10 protein-coding genes and 3 pseudogenes are annotated in these 13,566 nt (G+C 47.3%); 11 read left to right on the forward strand and 2 right to left on the reverse strand.

The features are described from left to right. Nucleotides 1–87 precede the first annotated feature (87 nt). Entirely contained in the window at nt 88–1,425 is a 1,338-nt protein-coding gene (spoIVB, locus tag JCM10914_RS02565; RefSeq protein ID WP_036716787.1) for a SpoIVB peptidase, read from the forward strand. A gap of 204 nt (nt 1,426–1,629) precedes the next feature. Continuing rightward, nucleotides 1,630–2,432: pseudogene (gene spo0A, locus JCM10914_RS02570) on the forward strand (sporulation transcription factor Spo0A). Between the two features lie 142 nt (nt 2,433–2,574). Here spo0A and JCM10914_RS02575 read toward each other — a convergent pair. Beyond that, a complete protein-coding gene (locus JCM10914_RS02575; protein WP_023957062.1) occupies nt 2,575–3,477 on the reverse strand; it encodes a transcriptional regulator in 903 nt (300 codons plus the stop codon). 284 nt (nt 3,478–3,761) lie between these two features. Here JCM10914_RS02575 and JCM10914_RS02580 point away from each other — a divergent pair, with 284 nt between their 5' ends. The 6 genes from JCM10914_RS02580 (at nt 3,762) to JCM10914_RS02605 (ending at nt 9,341) form a co-directional block, all read left to right on the forward strand. Beyond that, the gene (locus JCM10914_RS02580) at nt 3,762–4,997 is read left to right on the forward strand and encodes an extracellular solute-binding protein (protein WP_023957064.1); all 1,236 of its coding nucleotides are present in this window, start codon (nt 3,762–3,764) and stop codon (nt 4,995–4,997) included. An 80-nt stretch (nt 4,998–5,077) separates the two neighbouring features. Beyond that, the gene (locus JCM10914_RS02585; protein ID WP_023957066.1) at nt 5,078–5,953 is read left to right on the forward strand and encodes a carbohydrate ABC transporter permease; all 876 of its coding nucleotides are present in this window, start codon (nt 5,078–5,080) and stop codon (nt 5,951–5,953) included. Nucleotides 5,954–6,064: 111 nt separating this feature from the next. Continuing rightward, nucleotides 6,065–6,943, forward strand: coding sequence for a carbohydrate ABC transporter permease (locus JCM10914_RS02590; RefSeq protein WP_148300173.1), 879 nt, complete (start codon nt 6,065–6,067; stop codon nt 6,941–6,943). 49 nt (nt 6,944–6,992) lie between these two features. Further along, entirely contained in the window at nt 6,993–7,952 is a 960-nt protein-coding gene (locus JCM10914_RS02595; protein ID WP_052019606.1) for a family 43 glycosylhydrolase, read from the forward strand. 225 nt (nt 7,953–8,177) lie between these two features. Further along, nucleotides 8,178–9,065, forward strand: a complete 888-nt coding sequence (locus JCM10914_RS02600) for an NAD-dependent epimerase/dehydratase family protein (RefSeq protein WP_023957071.1) — start codon at nt 8,178–8,180, stop codon at nt 9,063–9,065. 66 nt (nt 9,066–9,131) lie between these two features. Beyond that, complete coding sequence (locus JCM10914_RS02605; RefSeq protein WP_023957072.1) at nt 9,132–9,341, forward strand: hypothetical protein; 210 nt, start codon at nt 9,132–9,134, stop codon at nt 9,339–9,341. A gap of 121 nt (nt 9,342–9,462) precedes the next feature. Here the strand turns inward: JCM10914_RS02605 and JCM10914_RS02610 are convergent, their stop codons facing one another. After that, on the reverse strand, nt 9,463–9,768 hold the full coding sequence (locus tag JCM10914_RS02610; protein WP_036716901.1) for a DUF2627 domain-containing protein: 306 nt from the start codon (nt 9,766–9,768) through the stop codon (nt 9,463–9,465). A gap of 166 nt (nt 9,769–9,934) precedes the next feature. Between JCM10914_RS02610 and lpdA the strand changes: the two are divergent. The 3 genes and pseudogenes from lpdA to JCM10914_RS02625 all read left to right on the forward strand — a co-directional run bounded on the left by lpdA (nt 9,935) and on the right by JCM10914_RS02625 (nt 13,560). Then, nucleotides 9,935–11,355, forward strand: a pseudogene (lpdA, locus tag JCM10914_RS02615) (dihydrolipoyl dehydrogenase). A gap of 185 nt (nt 11,356–11,540) precedes the next feature. Continuing rightward, a pseudogene (locus tag JCM10914_RS02620) lies at nt 11,541–12,571 on the forward strand (thiamine pyrophosphate-dependent dehydrogenase E1 component subunit alpha). 2 nt (nt 12,572–12,573) lie between these two features. Further along, nucleotides 12,574–13,560 (forward strand): alpha-ketoacid dehydrogenase subunit beta, encoded by a 987-nt coding sequence (locus JCM10914_RS02625; RefSeq protein ID WP_023957078.1) that lies wholly within the window; start codon nt 12,574–12,576, stop codon nt 13,558–13,560. Nucleotides 13,561–13,566 lie beyond the last annotated feature (6 nt).

Raw genomic sequence — 13,566 nt, forward strand, 5'->3', positions numbered from 1 at the left:
ATCCCTAAGGGCGGGGTAACTTAAAGGTACGCAATTGGCGACCACCTTTTCGTCAAGCGAAAGAAGAAAAAGGGAGCGTGACAGCCATTGAAGCCCCACCTCAGGAGAAAACTGCTCGGTTTCGTTCTTGCTTTCCTTCTTTGTTTCCTTGGTACTGCTGATCCTGTTCAATCTTATGCATCATTGCCAGATGAGCTTCGATTGATAAGGGGCCAACAGTCCCGCCTGGAAGTCGCCATGCCGGTTCAAGCCCTCGCTTCCGTTGATCGTCCGGATGTCGTTCAGCTTAATGATTCCGAGGCTTCCAAACTTCAGGTTTCGTTAAAGCAGCCTCTGCGCCTGAATCCAAGGCAAAGTGGCAAAGCTGAGGTAACACTGAAATTATTCGGTAAAATTCCTCTGAAGACCGTTCATGTCAATGTGATGCCAGAACTTAAAGTTATCCCCGGTGGTCAGACGATCGGCGTTAAAGTCAAGTCTTCCGGTATTCTTGTTGTCGGTCATCATTTGGTACGTGCCCAGAATGGAGCTAAGGTGTCGCCTGGTGAGACTGCTGGATTGAAACTCGGCGATTTATTGACGGTGATGGACGGCAAACCGCTTAATGATGTTACGAAGGTAGCTGAGCTTGTTGAGAAGGCCGGCAAAGCGAAGAGACCACTCGAAATTACGTTCAAGCGCAATGGCAAAGAAATGAGAACTAAATTGAGTCCAGCCTATGATCAGGAAGATCAGAGCTGGCGTCTGGGGTTATATATTCGTGATTCTGCGGCTGGTGTTGGGACGCTGACTTTTTTTGCACCCCATCAGAAGGTGTACGGGGCGCTTGGTCATGTAATCACCGACATGAACACGCAGACTCCGATCGAGGTTGGCAGTGGTCAGATTGTACAGTCTAACGTCACTTCCATTAACCGCAGCGAAGAAGGAGAGCCTGGCGAGAAGCGGGCGACTTTCACGAAAGATGGCAAGGTATTAGGAAATGTCGAGCGCAACACGCATTTCGGCATCTTCGGCAAGATGAACAACCTGCCGGATCATGGGCTGTACCAGGAGCCCATACCTGTCGCACTCTCCCATGAAGTAAAGGAAGGACCAGCCGAGATTCTTACGGTTGTTGAAGGGCAAGAAGTTGAGCGATTCGCGGTGGAAATCGTTCATATCTCCAAGCAAGATGCTCCGGCAACGAAGGGTCTGGTTCTGCGAATTACCGATCCGACACTGCTCAAGAAGACCGGTGGCATCGTTCAAGGCATGAGTGGTAGTCCAATTGTCCAGGATGGTAAATTGATCGGTGCTGTGACGCACGTATTCGTCAATGATCCAAAATCGGGATATGGCTGCTTCATTGAATGGATGCTGCAAGATTCAGGCGTCATGCAACCCACAACGAAATCTGCACCACAGAATCTCAAGGCAGGATAGCTGCCTTGAGATTTTTTGTCGTAAAATAACGAAATAAGCGAAAAAATGCAACAAAATATTTAATTATAAATCAAGTTGAAAAAAAAATAAAGAAAAATAATTTTCGACAGAAGGAATTTAATTATGTATGTCGAAAATGTTAAAGCACAAGAAAAACAAAAATGCTTGGAAATCATTTTTCATCAGATAAAGGAGGAGCACGAATTGCAAAAGATCGAAGTTTTATTAGCAGATGACAACCGTGAATTTACGAATTTGCTTGGGGAATACATCTCGGATCAACAAGATATGATGGTATCCGGTATTGCTTATAATGGTGAAGAAGTATTGAGTATGATTGAGGAGACTGGCAAAGTACCGGATGTTCTCATTCTCGATATTATCATGCCACATCTCGATGGACTCGGTGTACTTGAACGTCTACGCGATATGAACTTATCCCCGCAGCCGAAGGTCATCATGTTGACTGCATTTGGACAAGAGAATATCACTCAGCGTGCCGTGCAATTAGGTGCTTCTTATTATATCTTGAAACCATTCGATATGGAGGTGCTCGCAAGCCGAATCCGTCAACTGGTCGGTTCACCAAGCAGCATTTCCACGAACTCTCCGTTTACGAGCATGAAATCAAATGTGGTACCGATGGGTAAAGGTAAAAATCTGGATGCCAATATCACGTCGATCATCCATGAAATTGGTGTGCCTGCCACATTAAGGGATATCAGTATTTACGCGAGGCCATTACGATGGTCTATAATAACATCGAGATTCTCGGTGCGATTACCAAAACGCTGTATCCGGCGATCGCTGAAAAGTTCAAAACGACACCTTCACGAGTGGAACGTGCGATTCGCCATGCCATTGAAGTGGCTTGGACGCGCGGTAACATCGATTCCATCAGCCATCTGTTCGGTTACACAATCAATATCAGTAAATCCAAGCCAACCAACAGCGAGTTCATCGCGATGGTGGCAGACAAGCTGCGGATCGAGCATAAAGTGTCGTGAAAGGGTAAGGACTAATTAGGAAGGGATTTAGGGTTATGGACAAAATGTCGCCTAAATGTCTACTTGATCACAACATAACAAAACACTCCTTTACGGTTTGGCAGCAGCCAACCGGCAAGGGAGTGTTTTTGTTTATGCCAACTTATAGATAATAAATTTTGAATTGAATATCTTGAGCATGATTACCGAACTTTTTACCGAACAGCGTTGCGCCTCCCACGTGCTCAGCGTCAGCCTTTACTTCGATCTGGAACGTCCAGCGATCACACCTTGGATCAAGATCGTCCACAGATACCGCTGAGAGGGGATCGCCGTCAATATACGTACCATGGCTGGTAATGCGAATCGTCTTCAGCAGACCGTATTGATTAATGTTGTGCGGCCACCAAGCCGGCGTATACTTGCCGCGGGTGTCGGCAAAATCGCCCGGACTGGTCCATGTACCAAGTTCAAGGCCATTTAAAGAAAATGTGATGTCTGATGGCCAGACATCATTGGAGAACGGAAACTCTGAAGAGATTTCCAGACTGATCTCATACTGCTGCAACTTCTCGTCCTCCTGCAAGAAATTCGCGATATGGTATTGGATAAAACCCTCGGTAAACCATAGTATCTCCGCATCCACACGTTTCGGATCCATGAAATACTTGGGCTCGTCTACTCTTCCAATAAATTCCTTGTCCGTTGCAAGCCCACAAGTCGGTTTCAAGTCATAATCGGTGTAATGTCCAATTGGGACAGAAGTCTCATAAGCAGCGAAGGAATGAAAGATCTTTTTGGGAAAATTAATCTCAATATGATCCACCTTCAGGATGGAAATTCGCTGTTGGCCAGATTTGCCGGGGACTTTCTCGGTTCGAATAATACCCGCATCCTCGAGTTTCTGAATATGTTTGGTTACAATAGGGCTGCTGATTTGCAGTTCTTTAGCGAGATCTTTGATATTCATTTTATTTTTGGAGAGGAGTTGAATGATTTTGATTCGAACCTCACTTGCAAGAGCCTCGTACACGACAAGCGATGATGTATCGATCTCCAATTGCATCGGACCACTTCTTTCTCCTATTATCATGAACCAAAACCATGGGTTCATATGCATGATACCATACCCATTATTAACCTGTATATAAATCAAAGCGAAAAAACATAGGATTAATTCGAAATTTAATTAATATAAATGTTAATTAAGTATTTAAATATTAAATATAATTTATATTAATGTTATTGACACCGCTTTCATTACACATGTATACTGAATCAAAGTTAATCGTTACAGCCATGTATTGGATATAAGATTAACTAAATGATTCCTGACAGGAGGAGAGCAGGTTGAAGAAAAAAATGGGGGTTTCACTAGTATTCGTATTATTGATCGTTGCAATATTAGGCGGGTGCGGCAACGCCGATCAGAATACAATTACGTTCTGGACTCCGTTGACGGGTGAAGACGGTGCTTATATGGACCAATTGGTGAAGGACTATAATGCAACGGATCCTGAATTCAAAGTGAAGCACGTCATTACCTCGGACATGTACACCAAAATCTCTACCGTTATTAATTCAGGCAAAGGCGTCCCAGATTTATCAATCATTCATGCAGACCGAGTTCCAAGCTTTGTGAAGCAAGGTGTTCTTGAGCCGATGACAACGATCATGCAGTCATGGCCAGAGCTGAAGGAGGATAACTACCTTCCCCAAGCTTGGGCAACTGGTAACATTGAAGGAACGCAATACACGGTGCCGCTGGATATCCACAGTAATGCGATGTACTACAATACAGCACTGCTTCAGAAATATAACGTAGAAAGCTTTTTGGATGATGATATCGTCACGATTGATGAAATCCTCTCATTGCAAGGCAAGTTGGAGGAAGGAGATTATGTGGTCAATGATGCCCTGTTAGGCTGGGTCGTTATGGCGCAGATCCAGAATGTGGGGGGCAGGATCGAACAGGATGGTCAACCGGCGGTGAACACGGATGCGATGAAGCAAGCTTTTCTGGAAATCAAGAAAATTGCGGATGCCGGTTTGATGACACCGTTCGGTGAAGACGGATATTTGATGTTCCAGGCAGGGAATGTATTATTCTCGACGGACGGGACTTGGAGCTCGACAGCTCATGCGTCGGTGGAGGGACTGGATTTCGGTGTAACGAACATTTACTCTCCGAGTGCCGATAAATTTACGAATCGATCTTCCTCGCATCTGTTTTCCATGCTGAAGAACGAGAAGAGGTCCGAAGACAAGGAGCAGGGAATCGGGCAGTTTCTTGAATTCATTCGGTCGCATTCCATTGAGTGGGCGAAAGCCGGTCAGATCGTGGCAAGTAAGCAAGTTATCGAAAGCCCGGAATACAAGGACTACATCCAATCCTTCTATACTTCCAATGACAGGGAGACCGAATCTCTCTATATCTATACGTACGAATATTATCCATACGTAGCTGAAGCGGTCGACTCCTATGCAGCGGACATCGTTCGCGGCAACGTCGATTTGGATGAAACTCTCCAAAAGATGCAGAAAGAAGTAGAGGATAAGATTGAACAAGGCTCAGCTGCCAAGTAAAGGGATGCGCAGTTTGATTTGAAAAAAAGAAATGTGCCGGGCGTGTGGCACATTTCTTTTCCAAAAGGAGTATGAAGCACATGAATAAGAAGTCGTTGACGCCTTATTTCTTTGTTGGACCGCATCTGATTCTGTTTATGGTATTTATTCTGCTGCCGACGATCTTCGGCATTTACGCCTCGTTTACCCAGTGGAATCTGATGAACGAACCTGTGTGGGTTGGCTTGGCCAATTACAAAACGATCTTGTTCGACAGTGACTCCACTTTCTATACGCAATTTATGAACGGTCTGAAGAATACGTTGATCTTCGTGGTGTTAAGTGTGCCGATTCTAATCATTATTCCTTTGATGATTGCCGTGTCGCTTGAACACAAACAGGTGAGAATGAAAGGGTTCATTCAGTCTGTGCTGTACATCCCCGGTCTGATTTCCATCTCGGCCGCAGCATTAATCTGGTCCTTGATCTTCAATAAACAGCTTGGCATTACCGGCAATATATTCGGTTCAGAAACGGTTTGGGCCGCTAATCAGCCCTACGCCTGGCTTATTATTATCGTCATTACAGTATGGGGTGGCGTAGGTGGCAATATGATCATTTACCGTGCATCGATCAGTGGTGTCTCCAAAGATCTATACGAGTCAGCTGAGATGGACGGAGCTGGACCTGTGCGTAGATTCTCAAGCATCACCTTGCCCTCCATCCGATTCCCGCTTATTTATACGTTTGTGATGACGACAGCCGGGGCATTTAATGTATTTGGACAGCCGTTAATGATGACAGACGGAGGGCCGAGACAGAGTACAACGGTGCTCATGATGTACATCCGCCAGTTGGCTTTCGGACATGGCGAGTCGATTGCGGGGATGGCATCCGCGATGGCTGTGTTGCTCGGCTTGGTGATTCTAGTTATTTCGGCCCTACAGTATTATGTGATGAATCGAAATGCGTCTTAGCATCTGAATACAAACAAGCTGGCATCAGAAGACGGATATGAAAGAAGGCAGGTGTATGAAGCAATGTCAACTCAGGTGAATCAAGAGCAGGTCCCGGTTCCCTCTCAATCGATGACGGGCAAATCGGCTCCGCGGCCCCACCGACGATTTTCCAATATTCCGGTTTCAAAGTACGTGGCATATATCTTTCTGCTTGTGTTGTGCGTGATCTGGGCCGTACCCGTTCTCTTCGGCATTACGACTTCTTTTCGTTCGCAAGCCGAAGTGGTATCCACCGGGTTCAGGCTGCTGCCGGACACATGGATTTTCGATAACTATATAAGCATCCTTCAGAATACGTCGACTGCGCCGATTGTGCGTTGGCTCATGAATTCGATATTTATCGCGACGCTGCATACTTTTCTCGTCGTTGTCGTGATTTCCGTTACAGGATATGGTTACTCGCGCATGAACTTTAAAGGAAGGGATGCACTATTCTTTACACTGCTTGGCATTTCTTTCTTCCCGGGTGTCGTGAATCTGATACCTTCTTACAAAATCATTGAGACCCTGGGCTGGGTCAACACTTCATGGGCAATGATCATTCCTGGCTTGGCGGGTATGGGCAACATCTTCCTCGTACGTCAGTTTATGATGGGCATTCCGAAGGATCTTGATGAATCGGCACGGGTGGATGGAGCTGGAGATTTCAAAATCTATTATGCCGTGGTACTGCCGTTGATGAAGCCGGTCCTTATTGTGTGTGCTTTATTCTCGTTCACCGGGTCATGGAATGATTTTCTCTGGCCGGTGATCGTCTATACCGATGTTGATAAGATGCCGATTACAGCGGGACTTTTATTACTTCAAGATATTTACGGCAATTATCGTATGATTGGGCAATTGATGGGTTCGGCGATGCTTGCGATTATTCCGACGCTGCTGCTGTTTCTGTTCGCCCAAAGATACTTTGTGCAATCGATTAATCTAAATGCAGGCATTAAAGGTTAACAATCAAAACGATTAAAATTATCATGTATAGGAGTTCTCATCATGAACGATTACGAGCTTAATATTATCAACCCCTTCATTCTGCAGAGCTGATCCTTGGATTTACAAGCATAACGATGGATACTATTACTTTACAGCATCGGTGCCTGAGTATGATCGAATTGAGCTGCGCCGTTCGAAGCGATTACAGGACTTGCCGAACGCCTGCAGCATAACCATCTGGAGAAAGCACGACACGGGGCTGATGAGTGCCAATATATGGGCTCCGGAACTTCATTATATAAATGGAAAATGGTACGTGTATTATGCAGCAGCTCATACCTCCGCGGCGAAGGAAGGGCTGTTCGATCACCGCATGTTTGTCTTGGAGAATGCTGCCGCAAATCCTCTGGAAGGCGAGTGGGTGGAGAAAGGACAAGTAAAGACAGAATGGGAATCCTTTGCCCTCGACGCTACAACGTTCGAACATCGAGGCGAGCGTTTCTACGTTTGGGCTCAGAAAGATCCCAGTGTAGAGGGGAATTCCAATCTGTACATCTCATTGATGGAGAATCCCTGGACACTGACAGGACCGCAGGTATGTCTCTCCACTCCGGAGTATGAGTGGGAGACACAGGGATACCTCGTTAATGAAGGTGCGGCTGTTCTAAAGCGCCACGGGAACATTTTTATGACATATTCGGCGAGTGCCACGGACCATCATTATTGTATGGGGTTATTAACGGCAAGTGAAGATGCTGACCTGATGAATCCTGCTTCATGGGTGAAATCCCCTGCACCTGTATTCACGACCTCAGAGGCAAACGGACAATATGGCCCGGGCCACAACAGCTTCACGGTATCCGAAGACGGCTCGCTGGATCTGCTGGTCTATCATGCCAGAAGCTATAAGGAGATCGAAGGCGATCCCTTATACGATCCGAACCGGCATACGCGTGTTCAGGTCTTCCACTGGAATGATGATGGAACTCCGAATTTTGGGACGCCGCGAGCGGACACAACATCCTGATATATTACATTACCAATAAACCGTTCCTTCTGACCAAAGGGGCGGTTTTCTTGTGTGTATTTTAACGACTATAGACCAGAAAGCAATGAAATATAGGAGAAAAGAAGGAGTCTGAGATGTGTTTGGAGAAAAAGGGACAGACTGCGATCAGATATGTTAAATTAGGAAGCGACTTGCGTAGTTCCAAATATTCGATATTTCTTGTACGTAAGGAGGTAAGAATACATGGCAAAAATACTCATTTTGGGCGGCACCCGTTTTTTCGGAAAAAGACTGGTGAACCGTCTCCTGGCGAATGGGGACGAGATTAGCATCTTGACGCGAGGTAACCATCAAGATTCATTTGGCGATGCCGTTCACAGACTGCTAGTGGACCGGAAAGATTCCGCGGCGCTTAAAGCAGCTGCCGGTAATCAAGATTGGGACGTCGTATACGATAATATATGTTATACTCCGGAAGAAGCCGCGCAAGCCGCTGATATTTTTACCGGCCGGGTGGGGCAATATGTTCTGACCTCGACACTGTCGGTGTATGATTTTGCCGATCATCCGCTGCGAGAAGAAGAGTTTGACCCTTATCGGTATCCTGTGATGATGAACGATAAGCAGGAGTACAGTTATAAGGAAGGCAAGCGTCAAGCTGAAGCTGTACTGTTCGGGCGTCATAACTTAAATGTGGCTGCCGTGCGCTTTCCGATTGTACTCGGGCCGGATGATTACACAAAGCGCTTGTTGTTCCATATCGAACATGCGGCAGCCGGAGAGCCGATAGGCTTACCGGATCCCGATGCGGACATCTCGTTCGTTCACGCGGAGGAAGCTGCAGAATTTCTGCAGTGGGCTGGGGATCAGCGCTGGGATGGGCCAGTGAATGCTTGCTCGAGTGGTTCGATCACCGTGCGAGAGATTATGGCCCTGATTCAGCAAGAGATTGGGAGATCAGTCCCGCTGCAAAACTCGGCAGCTCCTGATCATATGTCACCGTTCGGCATTCCGAGCAATTGGACGCTCGACCATGCGAAAGCGGCTGACGCGGGATTCCGATTCTGGGATTTGAAGCAGTGGATGCCCGCGTTAATTACCGAGCTGGCGGCTGATGTAAAGTTGAATTGACAGGCACAGGTGCTGCATGCTTTTAACGTGCAGTACATGCCAGGCAAGTTTGAGAGGAAGATGGATATGACAGACCGATTGGAATCATGGAACCTTCGTGTTCAGGAGATATGCGCACAAGCAGATGTACCGGATGATGCTAAGACAATCATTCGCGAGATGTATGAAGAAATAAGCAAGTTAGATAAACAGAACCATAGTTTAAGGCGGAACGCTTTGCGAGCATCTTCCAAAGATCGGATGTCCAGCAAATTGAAAGATGCATTGATGGAGTAAGCATGAGGTCGGGAGCAGGCTCGGTATGAGTTCTTCCCTTTGATTGTTTCACAGAATAGGGGTGTCTTGCGAGATGATGGATCTGCGCAAGACACCCCTATTTGTGATCGTTAACCATAGCTCAGCTTTCCGATGGAGATCCGGACTTCGTGGATGGACGCTTCTTCTTGAAGCGAGGCCCTACATAATTACGTTTACGGTCGCGGAACAGAATCCACCCACCGAGGAAGCCGACGCCAAGGACAAACAGTGCGACGCCACCCAAAAATGGCAGCCATCCGAAAGAGGGATTGGTTACGCTATCGTCCCCGTGAACAGCGATATATAGAAAGATAGCATCTTTCATCATTAGGAAGCCTTTCATTGCCATGAAACCAGGGATGACAAGGATCAAGATGGCGATGAAGCGGGAAACTAACATTTTCATATTCATAAGAGGTACCTTCCTGTCGCAGATAGTGCATAACTATCGTTTATCATACCTTTTTCAGGTGTGGATGTCTATTTCGAACCCCTGGCTGCATATTTGTAATCCTCTCAAAAGAGAGTACAATAATAGTGAATGACTGGACTTTTTGATGGAGGTGCCGATTGTGGCCATAACTTGTGATGTAGCGATTCTTGGCGGGGGCACGGGCGGATATGTAGCAGCTATCCGTGCTGCCCAGCTTGGTAAGCATGTAGTGATCATAGAGCAGGACAAAATAGGGGGAACATGTCTTCATCGCGGCTGTATTCCAAGCAAAGCGCTGCTGCGCAGCGCCGAGTTGTATGCCGACATGAAGGATAGCGAGTCGTATGGCATTGAGACCGATGGTGTCAGATTGAAGTTTGGGGGCGTGCAGAGGCGCAAAGAAGGCATCGTTGAGAAATTATATCAGGGCGTTCAATATTTGATGCGCAAAAATAAAATTACCGTCGTAGAAGGAATAGGCCGAGTTATAGGCCCTTCCATCTTCTCGCCACGAAGCGGCGCTGTTGCCGTTGAATTACCCGATGGCGAGATGGAGACGGTAGTCCCTACACATCTGATTATTGCCACTGGATCGCGTCCACGTCATCTGGCGGGGCTTGAAGTGGATGGCATACATATTATGACAAGCGATCATGCCCTGCACATGGACGAGCTTCCTTCCTCCATCGTGATTGTCGGAGGCGGCGTGATCGGTGTGGAATGGGCGTCGATGCTGAATGATTTCGGTGTGCAGGTTACACTGCTGGAAGCCTCTTCGCAGCTCCTTCCGGCTGAGGATGAAGAGATTGGCCGTGAACTGGAGAAGCTGTTGAAGAGTAGAGGGGTCGAGGTTATGACCAACATGAAGCTGTTGACTGACAGCTGTGAGATCGTCGATCGGCACGTATCGATTCAGATTGAGCAAAATGGCGAGTCCAGATCGTTATCCGCGGAAAAACTGCTGCTCTCGGTTGGGAGAGTAGGCAATACAGAGAACATAGGACTCGAGAATACGGATGTCCGGATAGAGAATGGTTTCATTGCCGTGAATGGAAACATGCAAACAACGGAGCCCCACATTTATGCGATTGGGGATTGTATCGGCGGTCTTCAGCTTGCTCATGCGGCCAGCATGAAGGGATTACTGCCGTAAATCACCTCGCCGGAGAGAAGATGGAGTCATATCGAAGCGAATGGATTCCTCGCTGTATTTACACTCGGCCCGAGGCAGCAAGCGTCGGATTAACCGAGAAACAAGCCAAGGAGCGCGGATATGAGCTTAAGATCGGGAAGTTTCCGTTCTCAGCTATCGGTAAATCCTTAGTCAACGGGACGAAGGAAGGATTCGTGAAAGTCATTGCCGACAAGCAGACCGAAGATATTCTGGGCGTGCATATGATTGGTCCGCATGTAACGGAGCTGATCGGAGAGGCCGCACTCGCGCAAGTGCTGGATGCAACGCCGTGGGAAGTTGGTTCAGCCGTACATGCGCATCCATCCCTTTCCGAAGTCATCGGGGAAGCGATGCTTGCCGTAGATGGTCGTTCCATTGGAATATAACTCTTTCGCCTTCTGCTTTTGTGAATCCCTCATTTCTTTTTACGGAGAAAGGGATTATAATAGCATTAAGCCAAGTCTTAGTACCAGGTTTTAATACTTGATCTGCATACTGCACATTCTATCTTAATTAGCACGGATGTTATTAAGCCTGAATGGATCTTGGCTCACATAAAGGAGGGATCTCCATGAAAGAACAAGAACAAGAAAAGGTTACAACCAACAACAGGCATGAGCAGCTTGGACTGACCGACGGACAAGTGCTGGACATGTACAAATATATGGTACTGGCGCGAAAGTTTGATGAACGCAACCTGCTGCTTCAGCGTGCCGGCAAGATTAATTTTCACGTATCGGGTATTGGGCAGGAGACTGCCAGGTAGCTGCAGCCTTCGCCTTGGATCGCGAGCAGGATTATTTCTTGCCGTATTATCGGGACTATGGGTTTGTTATGGCTGTGGGCATGACTCCAAGAGAACTTATGTTATCCGCATTCGCCAAGGCCGAAGATCCGAACAGCGGTGGTCGTCAGATGCCAGGACACTTTGGCAGCAAACGGCTTCGAATCGTGACGGGCTCAAGCCCGGTTACGACGCAAGTGCCGCATGCGGTCGGGATTGCACTTGCTGCCAAGATGCAGAAGAAGGAATTCGTAACCTTCGTCACGTTCGGTGAAGGCTCGAGCAACCAGGGCGATTTCCATGAAGGTTGTAATTTTGCAGGTGTTCACAAGCTCCCGGTCATCATCATGTGCGAGAATAATCAATACGCTATTTCCGTACCGCTTCATAAACAGATTAGCGGTAAGGTGAGTGATCGTGCATTGGGCTATGGATTTCCAGGAATTCGAGTGGATGGCAATGACGCGCTTGAAGTTTACGCTGCCGTGAAAGAAGCTCGTGAACGCGCAATCAAAGGCGAAGGACCGACCTTAATTGAAGCGATGATGTATCGTTTGTCGCCGCATTCAACTTCAGATAATGATTTGGCTTATCGCACGAAGGAAGAGGTTGAAGAGAACTGGAAGAAGGACGGAGTAGCTAGATTCAAGAACTATCTGATCGATTGTGGACTATGGGATGAACATCGCGATCAAGATCTGGCTGCTCAACTGAATCTCGAGATTAAAGAAGCAACAGATTCCGCAGATCAAGCTCCGTTTCCGAAGCCGGAAGATACGCTGCTTCACGTATATGCCGATGTTGAAGGAGGGGCTTAATCATGGCGGTAATGGAATATATTGATGCGATTCGCCTGGCGATGAAGGAAGAGATGGAGCGGGACGAATCTGTATTTATACTTGGTGAGGATGTTGGCGTTAAAGGCGGCGTATTCACAACGACCAAAGGGCTGATGGACCAATTCGGAGAGATGCGGGTGCTGGATACTCCGCTTGCAGAATCCGCGATTGCCGGTGTCGCTATTGGTGCGGCCATGTATGGAATGAAGCCGATAGCGGAAATGCAATACTCGGATTTCATGCTGCCAGCAACGAATCAGATCATTAGTGAAGCAGCTAAAATCCGCTATCGCTCAAATAACGACTGGAGCTGCCCAATCGTCGTCCGAGCGCCAATCGGCGGCGGAATCTTCGGTGGATTGTATCATTCCCAATGTCCGGAATCGATCTTCTTCGGTACACCGGGTCTTAAGATTGTAGCTCCGTTCTCTGCTTATGATGCAAAAGGTCTGCTAAAGGCGGCTGTGCGCGATCCTGATCCGGTTCTATTCTTTGAGAATAAAAAGTGCTATAAACTCATTACCGGCGATGTTCCGGATGATGACTATATCGTACCGATCGGCAAAGCGAATCTGCTCCGCGAAGGGGCCGACATTACCGTTATCGGTTACAGCCAGCCATTGCATTTCGTCATGCAGGCTGCCGCGGAACTGGAGCAAGAAGAAGGTATAACAGCTCATGTGCTTGATCTAAGAACGCTGCAGCCGCTTGATCAGGAGGCAATCATTGAAGCAGCACGTGCGACCGGGAAAGTCCTGATCGTTCACGAAGATAACAAGACCGGTGGCGTTGGGGCGGAAGTATCCGCTATTATCGCTGAGCATTGCCTGTACGAACTGGATGCACCGATTATGCGCTTGTGTGGTCCGGATGTTCCGGCGATGCCAATCAGTCCTCCAATGGAGAAGTTCTACATGCTGAACAAGGACAAAGTCAAACAATCTATGCGTCAACTGGCGCTGTATTAAAGAACA

This window comes from Paenibacillus sp. JCM 10914 (assembly GCF_001315105.1).
Classification (GTDB): Bacteria; Bacillota; Bacilli; order Paenibacillales; family Paenibacillaceae; genus Paenibacillus_AQ.